The organism is Pseudaeromonas sp. HNCC25DJ180, from assembly GCF_055413345.1.
Genome location: NZ_JBVAYF010000008.1, coordinates 133,880 through 149,489, shown reverse-complemented (window position 1 = coordinate 149,489; position 15,610 = coordinate 133,880). Strand labels below are relative to the sequence as shown.

The window sequence follows — 15,610 nt, the reverse complement described above, 5'->3', positions numbered from 1 at the left end:
CGGCACTTAACATTGGCAATTTCGCATTGGCAATTTCGACTCTGGCGCTTCCTTAGCGGGAAACCACCACTATGCCGGAGGCCGTCACTGTATAGCCTCGTCTGCGATCCTCATCGTGATCATACCCAATCTCGGTACCATCCGGGATCTCAACCCCCTCATCTATGATGGCGCGTTTGATTTTGGCATTGCGCCCCACTATTACCCCATCCAGCAAGATGGAGTCATCCACCTGGCTGAAGCTATTGACGCGGCAACGCGGCCCCAGGATCGAGCGCTGCACCACGCCACCACTGATGACGCAACCACCACACACATAAGAGTCCAGACTATGTCCCCGACGGTCATCATCATTAAATATCGTCTTGGCCGGCGGTAGATTGCTCGGCTTGGTCATGATGGGCCACTTGTAGTTGTAGAGATTCAGCTGGGGTGACACGGCAATCAGATCCATGTTCGCCTCATAATAGGAGTCCAGGGTTCCCACATCCTTCCAGTACCCCTTCTCTTCAGGCGTCATATCCGGGATCAGATTGTCATTGAAGTTATAGGCAAAGACGCGGTCGCCCTGGGCCAGCATCATGGGGATCACGTGCATGCCAAAATCGAGATCTTTAAACAGCTTGCGTCCCTCCTTGATCACACTAATCAATTTTTCCCGGGAGAAGATGTAATTGCCCATGGAGGCGAAACAGGTATCGCGGCCAGGTATGGTGGTCGGTTCCGCTGGTTTTTCGGTGAAGGCCGTTACACGCAATTCATCATCTACCGAAAAGACGCCAAAGCGTTTTGCCTCCGCCTGAGGCACCTCCAGTGCGGCTATGGTGATATCCGCCTGACTGGCACTGTGGAAATCGATCATCTGACGGATGTCCATCTTGTAAACATGATCGCCACCGAAGATGGCCACATAGTCCGCATCAGAGTCCTCGATGAAGCGCAGATAGTGGCTAATCGCGTCCGCCGTCCCCTTGAACCACTCCTCGCCTTCACTGTTAGTCTCAGGCGAAATAGCCTCAAAATATTCATCCCAGCCACTCCATTTATCCCAAGAGTCGCGGATGTGCTTGTTCAGGTAATAGGATTGATACTGGGTGAGTATGTAGACATTCTTGATGCCCGAATTGAAAAAATTACTCAGCACAAAGTCGATGATCTTGTATTTCCCACCAAAGGGAACCCCTGGCTTGGGACGCGACTGGGTAAGTGGAGCCAACCGTTCCCCTTTACCGCCAGCCAACACCATGGCTATGGTCTTTTTTGCCACCCGATAACTGGTTACCATTGTTGTCTATCCTTATATCTCTAGTTGTGTGCTCTACGGAATGCAGTTGGTTCATGCCAAAACAACCCTGAAAACGCATTCAAGGTAATATTGAGTCTACCTATCTACCATAACGATTCTGCTAGCTGGATCATGTTTTCAAACACCAGTGAAAAGGGTTTCAGAGTCTAAGCATTCAGCCAAGCAGCATCAACGTGACCTTGATCCTGAGTTTAGGTACATTGGGCGCCATCTGCCACCGCACTAGACGATTATCCATGCCCCCTTCTCACCTCAGAGCCGCCCTGCTCGCCTTACTGCTGCTAGGCTTGTGCGCCTGCAGCAGTTTCGCCTCGCTGGAGCAACCTACTATCAATGTCAAAGCCATTCACCTCTTGCCTGGTAAGGGGCTGTTACCCGACTTAGCCATTGATCTGCTGGTCAGCAACCCCAACTCAGTGCCCCTGCCGTTGCGCGGCTTCGCCTATGAGCTCTCCTTGAACAATCACAGGGTACTCAGCGGGGTTGCCAATCAACTACCCACTATCGCCGCCTACGGTGAAGCCATGGTGACACTCAGCGCCACTCCAGATGTGCTGGGTTCAGCCGAGCTGGTGCAACAACTGATGCAGCGACCCCAGGCTCATCTCAACTACCAGCTGCAAGGCAAACTGGATCTGGGGGGGCTGCTGCCCACCTTGACCCTGGAGCGCACTGGCGAACTACCCATCAGCCGCTAAACCAGAAACCTGGCTCTAACAACCAGGATCTAACAACCAGGATCTAACAACCAGAGCCCAGCCATTCCACTCTGGGCGAAACAGCGGAAATCACATACATTAGGGCCACACTCCAAGGTGCCCACTTGGTTCCATATCACGAGTTACGAAGATGACGCTATTTACCCAGCTCCGCACCCACCCCGCACTGACATTCGTTGGCTTGGCTGCCGCCGCGGGCGGTCTCTATCTGCTGCTGGCACCAACGCCCCCCTCAAATGCCCCCGCGCTCGGCTCGGCTCAAGCGGCCCTGAGCGTCACCGTCACCACGCCCCGCCAGCAGAGTTGGCCGCAACAGATCAGCGCCAATGGCAACATCACCGCCTGGCAAGAGGCGATCGTCGGCGCCGAAGTCGGTGGTCTGCGTCTGACCGAGGTGTTGGTGAATGTGGGTGACAGGGTGCGAAAAGGAGAGCTGCTGGCCACGTTGCAGCAAGAGACAATTGCTGCCGACTTGGCCCAGACCCGCGCCAGCTTGGCCGAGGCCCAGGCCACTCTGCTCGATGCCAAGAGTAATGCCGAGAGAGCCAGACGCATACAGAGTAAGGGTGCGGTCAGTGAGCAACAGGCCAGCGCCTATTTCACCGCCGAACTGACCGCCCAAGCCAGGGTTGAGGCGCTCAAAGCCCGGCTCCAGAGTGATACTATACACCTGAGTCAGACCCGGGTGCTGGCGCCAGACAATGGCACCATCACGGCACGTAATGCCACACTGGGAGCCGTAGTCCAGACCGGCGATGAACTCTATCGACTGATCCGCGGCGATCGCCTGGAATGGCGCGCCGAACTGCCTGCTACCGAATTGGCCCAGATCCGCCCCGGCATGGCCGTCAGAGTGACAGCACCTGACGGCACAGATTTGGTCGGCACGGTACGCACAGTGGCCCCCACCCTGGATCCCCAGACACGTAATGGCCTGGTGTATGTCGATCTGAATAGCCACGGCAGTGTGCGTGCTGGCATGTTCGCACGCGGTGAGATCCAGACCGGTGAGCAGCAACGACTGACCCTACCCCAAGCGGCGGTACTGTTACGGGACGGCTTTCACTTTGTCTACCGGCTCAATGCCAAGCAAGAGCTGATCCAGAGCAAGGTCAGCGTCGGACCACGCCGTGGCAGCGAGATAGCCATTCTCTCCGGTCTCAAGGCTGGTGAACGGGTGGTTGATAGTGGCGTCGGTTTCCTCAACGATGGGGATAGGGTCAGAGTCGTTGCCTCACCGGTAGTGAAGTCGGAGAGCGGCTCATGAGTCTTTCCAGCTGGTCAATCCGCAACCCGATCCCCACTGTGCTGCTATTTGTGATGCTGACCCTGCTAGGTCTGATGGGTTTTCGGCTGATGAAGATCCAGAACATGCCGGATATCGATCTCCCCATGGTGATTGTCTCGGCCTCACTGCCAGGCGCCGCCCCCTCCCAGATGGAAAGCGAGATAGTCCGCAAGATCGAAAACTCGGTGGCGGCACTGCAAGGCGTCAAACACATCTACACCACAATCCAGGATGGCAGTGCCACCATCACGGTGGAATTTCGCCTGGAGAAATCAACCCAAGAGGCCCTGGATGACGTGCGCGATGCCGTCAGCCGCATTCGCTCCGAGCTGCCAGGCGATATGCAGGATCCGGTGATCAGCAAATCCAACCTGGCTGGCACCCCGATCCTCACCTACACGATCGCCTCCAGCCGCATGGATGATGAGGCTCTCTCCTGGTTTGTCGATAACAACATCAGCAAGAGCCTGCTGAGCATCAAGGGCGTGGGAGCCGTGAGCCGGGTCGGTGGTGTTACCCGCCAGATCCGGGTCGAGCTGGATCCAGATCGGATGCAGGCCCTGAATATCACTGCCGCCGACCTCTCGCGCCGGGTACGGCTCATCCAGCAGGAGGCCTCAGGGGGGCGAGCCGATGTGGGGGGCACAGAGCAATCGGTACGTACCATAGCCACGGTGCAGAGCGCCGAAGAGCTGGCCGCCCTGGAGCTGCCGTTGGCTGATGGCCGAGCCATTCGCCTGGATCGGATCGCCAGCGTCACTGACACCATAGCGGAACCGCGTAGTCAGGCTCTGCTGGATGGCCGCCCCGTGGTCGGTTTCGAGATAGTCCGCAGCCGCGGCGCCAGTGAGGTAGCAGTGATGGAGGGGGTGCGCACCGCCCTGGCCGAACTCAAGGGCAAACACCCGGATATTCAGATCACCGAAGCCTTCAACTTCGTCAATCCTGTGGTGGAAAACTACGCCAGCTCCATGTCCCTGATGTACGAGGGGGCCTTTCTGGCCGTGGTGGTAGTTTGGCTGTTTTTGCGCAACTGGCGCGCCACCCTGGTCTCTGCCACCGCCCTCCCCCTCTCCATCATTCCCACCTTTGGGGTCATCTACTTTCTGGGCTTCACCGTCAACCAGGTCACCCTGCTCTCCCTGTCGCTGGTGGTCGGCATTCTGGTAGATGATGCGATTGTGGAGATCGAGAACATAATCCGCCACCTGCGCATGGGCAAGAGCCCCTATCAGGCAGCCATGGAGGCGGCCGACGAGATCGGCTTGGCGGTGATCGCCACCAGCTTCACCCTGATCGCCGTGTTCCTGCCCACCGCCTTCATGACGGGTATTGTCGGCAAGTTCTTTGTCCAGTTCGGTTGGACCGCCGCCATCGCCGTGCTCTTTTCCCTGATAGTGGCCCGCATGCTGACCCCCATGATGGCCGCCTACCTGCTCTCCACCACCATGACAGACCACGGCCAAGCCGCCTGGGAGCGACTCTACCTGCGCCTGGCCACCTGGTGTCTGCAGCATAAGTTCAAGACGGCCCTCATCAGTGGTCTCTTCTTTGTGGGAATACTCTTCGGGCTGACGCCACTGCTGCCTACTGGCTTCATTCCGCCGGATGATCTCTCCCAAACCCAGATCAGCCTGACGCTCCCCCCAGGCAGCACCCTGCTCCAGACCCGGGCCGCCGTCGATCAGGCCGAACAACTGGCCTGGCAACAGCCCCATGTAAAGAGCATTTATACCACCCTAGGCGGAGGCGCCTCGGGCAGTGATCCCTTTGCCCCCCAAGCCAGTGGTGAAGTGCGCAAGGCCACCTTGACCATCAACCTCACCCCGCGAAGTGAACGAAGCGGAGTCAAGAAACAGCTGATAGAGGCTCAGTTGCGTCAGAGCATGGAGCAGATACCCGGTGTGCGCGTCAAAGTTGGCCTGGGCGGCTCGGGCGAAAAGTATCAGTTGGCGCTCTCCGGTGAAGAGGGTGAACAGTTGGCCATCTTCGCCCGCCAAGTGGAGCGCGAGATGCGCGCCATTCCTGGCGTCGGCAATGTGACCTCCAGCGCCAGCCTGGTACGCCCCGAACTGGTGATCCGCCCCGACTTTGCCAAGGCGGCCGATCTGGGGGTCACCGCCGCGACCATAGCCGACACGCTGCGCATCGCCACCATGGGTGACTATGAGCAGAACATGGCCAAGCTCAACCTGGCCCAGCGCCAAGTGCCCGTAGTGGTCAAACTCAAGGATGCTACCCGCGAAGATCTCAGCCGCTTCGAACGTCTGACCGTCCCCGGTAGTCGCGGTGCCGTGATGCTGGCCAATATTGCGGATATCCATCTGGCCAGCGGCCCGGCCCAGATCGACCGCTTCGATCGTGCGCGGAACATCAATATCGAAGCGGAACTCAATGGCATAGCCTTGGGGCAAATGGAGCAGGCGGTGGCCACACTGCCAAGCCTGCAGTTGATGCCAGCCGGGATCAGCAAGACGGCGGTAGGGGATGCCGAGGCCATGGGCGAACTGTTCCAGGGCTTCGGTCTGGCGATGATCACCGGGGTACTCTGCATCTATGTGGTGCTGGTGCTGCTGTTCAAAGACTTCGTGCAACCTGTCACCATACTGGCCGCGCTGGTACTCTCGGTGCCCGGTGCCATCCTCGCCCTGTTTATCACCCATACCGCCCTGTCGATGCCGGCCATGATTGGCCTCATCATGCTGATGGGGGTGGCCACCAAGAACTCCATCCTGCTGGTGGAGTACGCCATCATGGCGCGCAAGCAAAAGGGGCTAGATCGTTGGCATGCTCTGCTGGATGCCTGTACCAAGCGGGCTCGCCCCATAGTCATGACCACGGTCGCAATGGGGGCCGGTATGCTGCCGATCGCGTTGGGCATAGGCTCTGACCCCAGCTTTCGCGCCCCCATGGCCATAGTCATCATAGGCGGGCTGATCACCTCCACCTTCCTGAGTCTACTGGTGATCCCTGTGGTATTTATTTACGTGGATGATGTGCGCCAGTGGGCGCTAGGCTGGATGAAGCGAAAAGCGGCGGCCTGAGTTCAAGCTTCGTCACCCTGCCTGATCTCTCAACAGGGTGACGATTAACGGGTGAGGTTTCAGCTGATACAGTTAGAGTTGTTCCCCAAATCTGCTCTTGAGCTGATGTTGCAGCACCGCCAGCATGCTGGCCCCGGAGAGGCCGATCATCAAGGCGCCGTTCACCGCCTCCAATGGCCCCAACAACCGCCACGCTGGCGTCATGACGATATCACCGTAACCCAGGGTGGCGAAGTTGACCCCGGAATGATAGACAGCCAACTCCATAGTATCGAACTCCCCCAAGAGCCAAAACAACAGACCCCAAAGGGCAATCTGCATAAAATTCCCCAACATTAAAATGGTGATCACCCCGAAGAGCGGCAATGCACCAATGGAAAAACGGGTCGGTTTACCAAGCCGACTCAGGTAATAACGCACACTCCAGACGCTGATCTGGGACTGCAGCAACATATTGCCCAAAATAACCGGCATCCCCACCAACAACACACCTAACATCGTCGACTCCTGTCATCCCTTACTCATTGATGCTGAATATTCTGCCAAAGTTTGGCACTACGCCCCCCGAGAGCAGACCGGCGCACAATAATTCATATGGAGCTATCTGCACTAAAGTCTGCCTCACTTTGGGCCTGTAGCCGCCCACTGCGGCATGCCTTGCGAAACAGCTCATAATCTTGCTCAACCCGCTGCGCATAGCTACGCCCATACTTCACCAAGGCCTCGGCAAACGCCTCGCTCCCACCGATATAACCGGCGATCTCGGGTGCCATACCACCCGCACGGGCATGAGCTCGCGCCAGCACCCAACCACAGATCCCGGCATATAAGCCAAACAACTCGGCATCATAAAGCTCCAGTTGAGGGGTCAGCTTCATATCCCGCAGTTGGCGCAGAAAGTAGTGCCGCCCGCGGGGACCACTCGCCCACCCCAGGAAGGCATCGCTCGACGCCTGCATCATCCGCTGCCCTATCACCACCCGCTCGCCTTGATGCGCATACCCTGACGTACCCGCAGGCACATAACCCGCCAGTACCGACTCGCGCGCCTCTTTGATCTGCAAAAACAGCGGCCGCTGCATGGCATCGGTCAACAGCATCACCAGGCAACGGGTGCCCACACTACCCACTCCCACTACCTTGAAGGCCAGATCCTGCAGGGTAAAATAACCCAACAACTGACGGTGGCTGGCACTCAGGGTCTGCAAGTACTGCTCATACATGCCGACAAAGAGGCTCCGCCACTCCTGGGCGTTCATCCAGCCATCTTCGGCCGTCAGCAAAGAGCTGCTGCCATGCAGATGGAACAGACATGGCGGCGCATCTTTCAGTAGCCAGCTCTCGCCCTGCCGTTCGGCAATTCGCGGCAACAGCTCATCATGCGTACGGCGCGCCGCCCGCTCCATCGCCTGGCGCAACAGGTGTCGCGCCGAAGCATGCTCTACACTCTTGAGCAGACGGTCAAAACTGAGTCGATCATACCAGATCTCCAACGCCCCCATCTGCGCATAGTTGGCCATGTGCTGACGGTAGCTGGTGACCAACTGCCATACCAGCTCATCCGCCGCCTCAGGTTTAAAGCCGAAGTGGGTCGCCGCCACGTGGAAACTGGCCACCAGGCGTTTAAGATCCCACTCCCAGGGGCCAGGATGGGTTTCATCAAAGTCATTCAAATCGAAGACCAAGGTGCGCTCAGGCGTGGCAAAACCACCGAAGTTGAGCAGATGACAATCGCCACAGATCTGCTGGATCAGGCCACTGCAAGGCGTAGCTGCCAGATCATGAGCCTGTAATAGGGCCGAGCCGCGGAAAAAAGCAAAGGGAGAACTCAGCATGCGGCCATAACGTAGCGGCACCAGACGCTGCAGGCGATCGTGACTCGAGCGCTCCAGCAAGGCCACCACATCACGCTGGGTTTGCCCAACCTCGGCCTGGGCTTTGCGCGGAATCTGCTTCCGCAACTCACGGCCGTTATCTAGCCGCTCCTGCAATAACTTCTGTGCATGGTTCATATGCCAAGTCCCGGTGCCTCCAGTCGTTACTATTAACTGTAGTCAATCGTGCCGAGCATTAACCACTCTGAGCGGAGTAGCGAACAATAAAAGCGCGCCTGACGCCCCCCAGCAGGCTCGAAGAGCAAGGCCACGAGTATTAGCCTATGGCCGGTTACCTGGCCCACACCGATCAGGGAGAGCGCCGCCAGAGCACAAGCCGGGAACTCGCTGCAAACATCCAGGCTCAAGTTAACGCCAATCAGGCAACCCAACACAATCAGAATAAATCGATATCGAAATAAGCACGCCCGTCTCTTGTTGTGCACACAGACCAGTTGGGGCCTTGCTCTTCAGAGCCAGAACCGAGAGTGAATCCCAGCCTGACCCACTACCAACTAGGTATCTGTTGGGTTTTAGGCTGTTTTTACGCGCAATAAAAAAGCAAGGCTCGCCATCTCTGCCGAGCCTTGCTACCAGTCAGTTCGGGCATGAGCTAGCTAAGCTGTCGCCGGATCAGCACACTCACGGCTTAAGCACCACCGGGCTCGCCGGTAAACTCAATCAGCAGATCCTCATCCGTCACTATGGTCTGGCAGGCCAGACGGTAGGTAGGCGGCAGATCCTCCACCAGCGCCCTCTCCTCTTCGCTGGCGGGAAGCTTGCCCAGCGATTTCAGTACGATCCTCTCCTTATCGGTGAGGCTCATGCCCTTGATGCGCATGCCATCCAGATGGATCACCTTGATGAGGCAAGCGCCACATTTACCATCTTCACAGTCACTGGGGATCTTGATGCCGTTAGCCTTGGCGACCCCCAATACGGTCTCACGCTTACCGGCAACCGCAATTACCTTCTTGTTTTTTTCCATGGTCGGAGATGAAAAGTAAAGATTGGCCATTGTTTAGCCCTCACGATAAATGAATGAGCTGTGACCTGAGCAAGAAGCGAACCAAGGTTTAATGCATTGATTTTGCATCATTAAATCTTAGGCCGGAAAGGGGTTGGCGCACAGGGCACATAAGTTTGTCGTACAAATGGCGGGTATACCCCAATGACAGCCCCAAGAAGAGCCCCAAAAGGGAGATATATGTCCTTTGGGGTCACGTTATCCCCAGGCGAGACAAAATCGGGGGCATTGCAGCAAGAATGGCTCCGCGCTTATCGCAACGCCGTGCTCTGCCGGTCCACTCTATTAGCAGCAGATAGTCCTTGAGGGTGTAGGGCAAGCCCCCCGGCTGGGTCGTTGTTCCTGCAAAGGGTAATCAGGCAGGATGGCTTGGCCGTCGAGAATCCCCCTAAATTGAGCCATCAGCCGGGCAGGCACGCCTCATCCCTGGACGCCTAAGCGTGTAAAATCGCCGCCATCACAGCATGAGCTAACACTCACTACGCAAGGACAAGCAGGGTGACCAGACATCAATGGAATGATCAGCAAGGAACCTTCCAGCCCGACAGCGCCATAGACTTTTTGCCACAGTCCCGATTGCGCGAGCTGCAACTGCAACGACTCAAGGCGATCACCGCCCATAGCTACCAGCATGTACCGCTCTTTCGCCAGCGCATGGATGCATCAGGCGTCCCCCCCGAGGCCATCCAGAGGCTGGAAGATATCCGCTTGCTGCCCCTTAGCAGCAAACAGGATCTGCGCGATAGCTACCCCTATGGTCTGTTTGCCGTCCCCATGAGTGAGGTGGTGCGCCTGCACGCCAGCTCGGGCACCACGGGCAAACCCATAGTCGTCGGCTACACGGCCGCAGACATGGAGATCTGGAGTCAGGTGGTACGGCGCACACTCCATGCCGCCGGGTTTCACCGTGGCGATGTGGTGCAAAACTGTTACGGCTATGGTCTCTTTACCGGCGGTCTGGGGCTGCATGGTGGGCTAGAAAGCCTGGGTGCCACCGTCATCCCCATCTCCGGAGGCAATAGCGAACGGCAATTGATGGTGATGAAAGATTTCCATGTCACGGCCATCTGCGCCACACCCAGCTACTTTATTCATCTGATGGAGGTGGCCAGCCGCATGGGGCTGGACTTCAAACGGGATCTCCAGATCAAGCGCGGCGTCTTTGGGGCCGAGCCCTGGAGCGACGGCATGCGCCACTACATTCAGGAACAGACCGGCATAGAGGCGTATGACATCTATGGCCTGAGCGAGATCATCGGGCCCGGCGTGGGAGCCGAGTGTCATTGCCGCAGCGGACTGCATATCTTTGAAGATCACTTTCTGGTGGAGATCCTCGACCCCGACAGCCTGCAGCCCGTCGCCGATGGTCAGGAGGGGGAGCTGGTGATCTCCACCCTCAGCAAGCAGGCCATGCCGCTGCTGCGTTACCGCACCCGGGATATCTCCGCCATCGAGCCCGCCCCCTGCGCCTGTGGTCGCACCCTGCGCCGCATCAAACGCATCAGCCGACGCAGCGACGACATGTTGATCATTCGCGGCGTCAATATCTTTCCCGGCCAGATAGAAAGCGCACTGCTCAAGGCCGCCCCCGACCTGCCCCACTACCAGATAGTGCTGACCCGCCACTCGGGGCTGGACCGGATCTGCGTGCAGGTGGAGCAGGCTGCCGGGATGACCGCCGAGGCCGGGCACCCGCTGTCGCGGCGCATCGCCCAGGCCCTGGAGCAGATCACCGGCTTGCATATGGAGGTCACCCTGGTAGCAGCGGGCAGCTTGCCGCGTAGTGAGGGCAAGGCCCAGCGGCTGCTGGATAGGAGAGCCGAGAGCTAGAGAGGATCCGGATAGACAGCCGCCCCCTGGCGACCAAGCAGCTCATCGCGTAACCCGTAGATGGCCTGCAGGATCTCATCGCTGATCTGGTGATATTTATCGTTATCCAGCGGCAGATAGCGAGCCTTATCAATCCGATAGGGCTGGCCAATCTTGCACTGGATCTTGCTAAAGGGGCGAAAACTGCTGATCAGCGCCATGGGGATCACCGGTGCATCAGCGGTCACCGCAAAAAAGCCGGTGCCCCGCTTGGCCCTCACCCGCTGCAATCCCCTGACCCGGGTCCCCTCGGGAAACATACCCAAGACTTCACCAGCCTCCAGCACCGCCAACGCACGCTGTTGTGCCAGCTCATCCCGTTGCCCGCGCGCCACCGGAAAGACCCCCAGACGCGAGAGATAAAAAGCGATCAACGGGTTGGCAAACGCAGAGTCTTTCCCCATAAACAGTGGCTGCCGGGGAAAGAAGCCATAGTAGAAAAAGGGATCAATCCAGGCACTATGATTGGAGCAGAGCACCAGCTTGCCCTGCGGGGGCACATGCTCCAGCCCCTGGATCTCGACCCGGTAGAGCAAGCCGAGTACGCCCCGAACCAGCCAGCGCGTCAGAATAAACAACCAGCCGCCGGTAACCAGAGAAACGCGCTTATCCCATGCCATAAAAAAGAGTGCTCCAGAGTAGATGCCTGCCAGCCGACAAATGCCGCCCATGACCATAACCGGCAAATAGTGCGCGAGCCCCCCACACCACGCAATCGGTGAATGGCATCACTTCAGCCTGCCGTAGGGCAAATGACCAACACTATTGCACTAAAGCTAACGACCGTTTGTGCATGGCGGTTGACCTCGCCGTTGGATAACGAGACCGAGTGGATGTCCTCTAGCTTCTCTTATGGGCGGAGGTTAGCTCCTGCCACTCTCCGGCTCAGTCACAAACGCCACCTGGTGCAACCCCATGTTTGACAGCTCGGCCAACAGGCTGGCCAACAAACCATACGAGAGTTGCCGATCCACATAGAGTTGGACCGGCGGCAGCTCGGGCTGGTTGGTGAACTTGCTCAGATGTGCCACCAAGGCATCATGGCTATAGCGAACGCCATTGCAGTAGTAGTGGCCCTGGGCATCCAGCGACAACATGATGCTCTGAGGCCTGCTCTGGTTAAGCTGGCTACTGGCCTGGGGCAGCTCCATCTTGACCGAGTGTGTCAACAAGGGGGCCGTGATGATGAAGATGATGAGCAACACCAGCATGATGTCGATCATGGGTACCATATTGATCTCGGCCATGGGTTGGGAGCCACTCCCCTCATGCTGATGAAAATTCATGCCATGGCTCCTGCGGCCAACCAGGCCGGTGTCGGCTCACGTCTGGACTCTGTTGCCATAAGCGGCAACTCGCACGCCAGCAAGGCATAAAGCTCATTGGCAAAGCCATTTAACCCCACGAGCTCCCGGCGATTGAGCCTGACAAAACCGTTGTAGGCCAGCACGGCCGGTAACGCCACCACCAACCCGACTCCCGTCATGATGAGGGCTTCCCCGACAGGACCCGCTACCTTATCCAGAGTACTCTGACCGCTTTGCGCTATGCTCTGCAGCGCATGAACTATGCCCCACACAGTGCCAAATAAACCCACGAAGGGGGCACACGCCCCAATGCAGGCCAGCAGCGTCAAACCCGATTCTAACCCGAGCTTTTCCCGCTCCAGTTGCTGCCCAATCGAGGCCTCCAGCCAGGGCCCACTTTCAACCTGAGTCAGGTTTTTCTTCTGGATCTCCTGCCAGCAGTGCCAAGCCGCCCGCATCAAACGGCGCTGGGCACTCTCACGGCTTTGGCTCAGTAGCAGAGGCAACTGCTGGCGCTGTTGCAACCAGACGAATTGTTGCCGGATCTCGCGCTCCCTGCTTGCCCGCCACCAGCAAGAACCGAGCCGATGGCAGATCTGATACCAACAGAGCAGGGACATCCCCACCAAGAGGTAAAACGCCAGGGCGCCGGGGCCACTGCCCACCAGTTGCAGCCAGGGCATAACGCCCTCCCCCTTCAGTAACTCGTTCATGCCTCACCTCGCAAACTAAACTGCACGGGCACCAAGACCCAGGAATCCAGCAACTGCTCACCGGACTTAGCCGGAACAAAACGCCACTGGCGAACCGCATCCCGGGCCGCCTCATCCAGCCTGGCATACCCACTGCTACGGGCCATCAGCACCGTTTTGGCCCCCCCTTGCGCCGTCACCCACACCTTTAACAAGACGCGCCCCTCCTCCCTTAACCGCAACGAGAAGGCGGGATAAGCAGGGATGGGGTTATGCAAATAATCCGCATCGAAACGGGCCTGACTCTGGGCGGGCTCGGCAGCCCCCTCTTGCAGTGAGGCCATAGCCGCTTGCGCGGGCGGCATCTCAGTCGCAAGCGAGCGTGAAGCGGGTGCAGAGCTCCTCTGCTGTGCGATCTTGATGCGCGCTGAACTGGCGGCAGCGCGGCGCGTGGCGATGAGTTTGGGCTTGGCGGCGCGTTTGGCAACGGGAATGGACATAGCCGTGGATCGCAACGGCGTTGCAGTGGGCATCAAAGCCGGGGCTTGAGTTCGCAAATGGGAGTCGCTCACTGGCGTGGCCTGAGCCAGCATAGCAATGCTAAGGGGCTGGGCTTGAACTCCGACAGACGAGGCGGCCAGTGGCGGCGAGGCACCAAACCAGGCTGGCAACCCCATGGCCAAGAGCCCGTGAGCGGCAATAACGCCGAGTAACACTATTCCGCGCCACCACCCTGTATTAGAAGATGGCTCTGGGCTGAGCCAACCCGAACCTTTGAGCACCAAACCGCTCTGTGTCATCTAGCGCCTCCTTACATTGGCTCTGTGTCGATAGTGACTGACGCAGAGAACGCAATTAAGGTGCCAAGCTCTCGGTAACCGGGAAAAACAAGAGCCCTGACCCGGCAAATCCCCCCAGCCTCCCTGATTTGGAGAGCTGAGCCCGCTGTTTCATCTGAGATGAGCGACGCGCCCTGTTAGCGCGACCGAAAGGGAAATGGATCGATAATGTACCCGGATGCACAACAGCGCCGTTAAATGTTCCAATCGGTACGCAACGGATCACTCCCTCTACCCTGCGGTTCGTTTCTATCTGCTGCTTGGCTGCTGCTTGGCTGCTGCTTGGTCTGAGCACAACTCATTGTGATAAGCTCATCTCGACTTGCCCACTATGCGTACAGGAGACTCAAACCAAGATGACAGGCACCAGAACCAGCCAGAGCCATCCGCTGCAGATCGCCGAGGTCAGGGCCAGCCCGGCTCATGGCCGGATCGGCATCACCTTCTGCCCCGGTAAACATGATCAGTTTGCCGTCTCGGGCGCCTGGGCACGGGATCTGGCGCAGGATCTGGACGCCATCGCCGCCTGGGGGGCCCGCGCCGTAGTGACCCTGGTCGAGCCCGCCGAATTGCTGATGCTCAAGGTTCCCCATCTGGGTGAAGCCGTTTATGCCAGAGGGATGGCGTGGCACCATCTGCCCATCGCCGATTATTCAATTCCCGATGAACGATTCGAACAGATCTGGCAGACTCAGGGCCGTGAATTGCGCGGCAGGTTGTGCCATGGCGAAGATATTCTGGTGCACTGCAAGGGTGGCCTGGGCCGCGCGGGCATGATAGCCGCACGCCTGCTGGTGGAGCTGGGCATGGTGCCGGAGGCTGCGATCCATGCAGTGCGCCGTGCGCGGCGGGGAGCCATAGAGACGCCGTCACAACTGGCGCTGGTGCGCCGCACTGTGGCCATAACGGATGCCCAACCCGAATGATCCACCCGATGCCCCTGCTCGATATCAGCCGTATGCAACGCATTGGCGGGCAGATCGGCAGCAACCCGGCCGGTATTTATCAAGATGCCCATGGCTGCCGCTACTATGTCAAAACGCTGGACTCCGCCGCCCATGTCCGCAACGAACTCATCGCCGCCCGACTCTACCAGCTTGCCGGTGCCCCTACGCTGACCTACCTCCATACCAAAGAGCCAGAACAGATTGCCACCCTGTGGCTGCCACTGGAAAAAAGTCGGATCAGCCAGTTTAGTGAAGGGGAACGACAACAGGCGCAGCGTTGGTTTGGCGTACACGCCTGGACTGCCAATTGGGATGCTGCAGGCTTACATGGTGACAACCAGGGGCTCTATCAGGGCCAGGTCCTGACCTTGGATGTGGGCGGTGCCCTGGCCTTTCGTGCCCATGGCGATCCCAAGGGCAAAGCCTTTGGCTCCGAGGTAAACGAACTCGATACCCTGCGCAACGACCCGCAGAACCCCCATGCCCTCACACTCTTTGGCAACATGTCAGATGAGGCGCTGGCGCAGGCCATCAGGATAGTGGTCGCCATCCCGGATGAAGCGATCCGGCAGGTGATCATGGCTCATGGCGGCGCCCTGTCGCTGGCCGACAAGATGATTGCCCGCAAGCTGCAGATGGCGCAACGCCTGAGCTGAAGAATACAGAGCCACTAGCAACCACATCTCTCCTCTACAAGC

At 58.4% G+C, this 15,610-nt stretch carries 14 protein-coding genes; 6 read left to right on the top strand and 8 right to left on the bottom strand.

Annotated features, from left to right (window positions below):
• Positions 1-52 precede the first annotated feature (52 nt).
• Complete coding sequence (gene glgC, locus ACZYTD_RS09225; protein ID WP_463891460.1) at positions 53-1,285, bottom strand: glucose-1-phosphate adenylyltransferase; 1,233 nt, start codon at positions 1,283-1,285, stop codon at positions 53-55.
• A 257-nt stretch (positions 1,286-1,542) separates the two neighbouring features.
• Between glgC and ACZYTD_RS09220 the strand changes: the two genes are divergently transcribed.
• The 3 genes from ACZYTD_RS09220 (at position 1,543) to ACZYTD_RS09210 (ending at position 6,357) form a co-directional block, all read left to right on the top strand.
• Complete coding sequence (locus ACZYTD_RS09220) at positions 1,543-2,004, top strand: LEA/WHy family protein (protein ID WP_463891459.1); 462 nt, start codon at positions 1,543-1,545, stop codon at positions 2,002-2,004.
• Between the two features lie 151 nt (positions 2,005-2,155).
• The gene (locus ACZYTD_RS09215) at positions 2,156-3,292 is read left to right on the top strand and encodes an efflux RND transporter periplasmic adaptor subunit (RefSeq protein ID WP_463891457.1); all 1,137 of its coding nucleotides are present in this window, start codon (positions 2,156-2,158) and stop codon (positions 3,290-3,292) included.
• Positions 3,289-6,357 carry an efflux RND transporter permease subunit gene (locus ACZYTD_RS09210; protein WP_463891456.1) on the top strand — a complete coding sequence of 1,023 codons (3,069 nt, stop codon included), beginning with the start codon at positions 3,289-3,291 and terminating at the stop codon, positions 6,355-6,357. Before ACZYTD_RS09215 ends, ACZYTD_RS09210 begins: the two co-directional genes overlap by 4 nt.
• A gap of 72 nt (positions 6,358-6,429) precedes the next feature.
• Here ACZYTD_RS09210 and ACZYTD_RS09205 read toward each other — a convergent pair whose 3' ends face one another.
• From ACZYTD_RS09205 to ACZYTD_RS09195, 3 genes are all read right to left on the bottom strand, one after another.
• The gene (locus tag ACZYTD_RS09205) at positions 6,430-6,855 is read right to left on the bottom strand and encodes an ion channel (RefSeq protein WP_463891454.1); all 426 of its coding nucleotides are present in this window, start codon (positions 6,853-6,855) and stop codon (positions 6,430-6,432) included.
• Positions 6,856-6,947: 92 nt separating this feature from the next.
• Positions 6,948-8,369, bottom strand: coding sequence for a DUF2252 domain-containing protein (locus tag ACZYTD_RS09200; protein WP_463891452.1), 1,422 nt, complete (start codon positions 8,367-8,369; stop codon positions 6,948-6,950).
• A 511-nt stretch (positions 8,370-8,880) separates the two neighbouring features.
• On the bottom strand, positions 8,881-9,249 hold the full coding sequence (locus ACZYTD_RS09195; RefSeq protein ID WP_463891450.1) for a 2Fe-2S iron-sulfur cluster-binding protein: 369 nt from the start codon (positions 9,247-9,249) through the stop codon (positions 8,881-8,883).
• A 507-nt stretch (positions 9,250-9,756) separates the two neighbouring features.
• On the opposite strand from ACZYTD_RS09195, the gene ACZYTD_RS09190 reads away from it, so the two are divergent.
• On the top strand, positions 9,757-11,088 hold the full coding sequence (locus tag ACZYTD_RS09190; RefSeq protein WP_463891448.1) for a phenylacetate--CoA ligase family protein: 1,332 nt from the start codon (positions 9,757-9,759) through the stop codon (positions 11,086-11,088).
• On the opposite strand, the gene ACZYTD_RS09185 is transcribed toward ACZYTD_RS09190, so the two are convergent.
• The 4 genes from ACZYTD_RS09185 to ACZYTD_RS09170 form a co-directional block, all read right to left on the bottom strand.
• The gene (locus ACZYTD_RS09185) at positions 11,085-11,747 is read right to left on the bottom strand and encodes a lysophospholipid acyltransferase family protein (RefSeq protein WP_463891447.1); all 663 of its coding nucleotides are present in this window, start codon (positions 11,745-11,747) and stop codon (positions 11,085-11,087) included. The genes ACZYTD_RS09190 and ACZYTD_RS09185 overlap by 4 nt on opposite strands.
• A 243-nt stretch (positions 11,748-11,990) precedes the next feature.
• Positions 11,991-12,413 carry an ExbD/TolR family protein gene (locus tag ACZYTD_RS09180; protein ID WP_463891446.1) on the bottom strand — a complete coding sequence of 141 codons (423 nt, stop codon included), beginning with the start codon at positions 12,411-12,413 and terminating at the stop codon, positions 11,991-11,993.
• A complete protein-coding gene (locus ACZYTD_RS09175; protein ID WP_463891444.1) occupies positions 12,410-13,147 on the bottom strand; it encodes a MotA/TolQ/ExbB proton channel family protein in 738 nt (245 codons plus the stop codon). Before ACZYTD_RS09175 ends, ACZYTD_RS09180 begins: the two co-directional genes overlap by 4 nt.
• Complete coding sequence (locus ACZYTD_RS09170) at positions 13,144-13,926, bottom strand: energy transducer TonB (RefSeq protein ID WP_463891442.1); 783 nt, start codon at positions 13,924-13,926, stop codon at positions 13,144-13,146. Before ACZYTD_RS09170 ends, ACZYTD_RS09175 begins: the two co-directional genes overlap by 4 nt.
• Before the next feature lie 395 nt (positions 13,927-14,321).
• Here ACZYTD_RS09170 and ACZYTD_RS09165 point away from each other — a divergent pair, with 395 nt between their 5' ends.
• Both ACZYTD_RS09165 and ACZYTD_RS09160 read left to right on the top strand, forming a co-directional pair.
• Positions 14,322-14,891 carry a cyclin-dependent kinase inhibitor 3 family protein gene (locus ACZYTD_RS09165; RefSeq protein ID WP_463891440.1) on the top strand — a complete coding sequence of 190 codons (570 nt, stop codon included), beginning with the start codon at positions 14,322-14,324 and terminating at the stop codon, positions 14,889-14,891.
• An 8-nt stretch (positions 14,892-14,899) separates the two neighbouring features.
• Positions 14,900-15,568, top strand: a complete 669-nt coding sequence (locus ACZYTD_RS09160) for a hypothetical protein (protein WP_463891439.1) — start codon at positions 14,900-14,902, stop codon at positions 15,566-15,568.
• The last annotated feature ends 42 nt before the right edge of the window (positions 15,569-15,610 follow it).

Bases quoted from the DNA above. Each gene is read 5' to 3' on its own strand.
- glgC (WP_463891460.1), bottom strand. From the start codon at position 1,285: ATGGTAACCAGTTATCGGGTGGCAAAAAAGACCATAGCCATGGTGTTG.
- ACZYTD_RS09220 (WP_463891459.1), top strand. From the start codon at position 1,543: ATGCCCCCTTCTCACCTCAGAGCCGCCCTGCTCGCCTTACTGCTGCTA.
- ACZYTD_RS09215 (WP_463891457.1), top strand. From the start codon at position 2,156: ATGACGCTATTTACCCAGCTCCGCACCCACCCCGCACTGACATTCGTT.
- ACZYTD_RS09210 (WP_463891456.1), top strand. From the start codon at position 3,289: ATGAGTCTTTCCAGCTGGTCAATCCGCAACCCGATCCCCACTGTGCTG.
- ACZYTD_RS09205 (WP_463891454.1), bottom strand. From the start codon at position 6,855: ATGTTAGGTGTGTTGTTGGTGGGGATGCCGGTTATTTTGGGCAATATG.
- ACZYTD_RS09200 (WP_463891452.1), bottom strand. From the start codon at position 8,369: ATGAACCATGCACAGAAGTTATTGCAGGAGCGGCTAGATAACGGCCGT.
- ACZYTD_RS09195 (WP_463891450.1), bottom strand. From the start codon at position 9,249: ATGGCCAATCTTTACTTTTCATCTCCGACCATGGAAAAAAACAAGAAG.
- ACZYTD_RS09185 (WP_463891447.1), bottom strand. From the start codon at position 11,747: ATGGCATGGGATAAGCGCGTTTCTCTGGTTACCGGCGGCTGGTTGTTT.
- ACZYTD_RS09180 (WP_463891446.1), bottom strand. From the start codon at position 12,413: ATGAATTTTCATCAGCATGAGGGGAGTGGCTCCCAACCCATGGCCGAG.
- ACZYTD_RS09175 (WP_463891444.1), bottom strand. From the start codon at position 13,147: ATGAACGAGTTACTGAAGGGGGAGGGCGTTATGCCCTGGCTGCAACTG.
- ACZYTD_RS09170 (WP_463891442.1), bottom strand. From the start codon at position 13,926: ATGACACAGAGCGGTTTGGTGCTCAAAGGTTCGGGTTGGCTCAGCCCA.
- ACZYTD_RS09165 (WP_463891440.1), top strand. From the start codon at position 14,322: ATGACAGGCACCAGAACCAGCCAGAGCCATCCGCTGCAGATCGCCGAG.
- ACZYTD_RS09160 (WP_463891439.1), top strand. From the start codon at position 14,900: ATGCCCCTGCTCGATATCAGCCGTATGCAACGCATTGGCGGGCAGATC.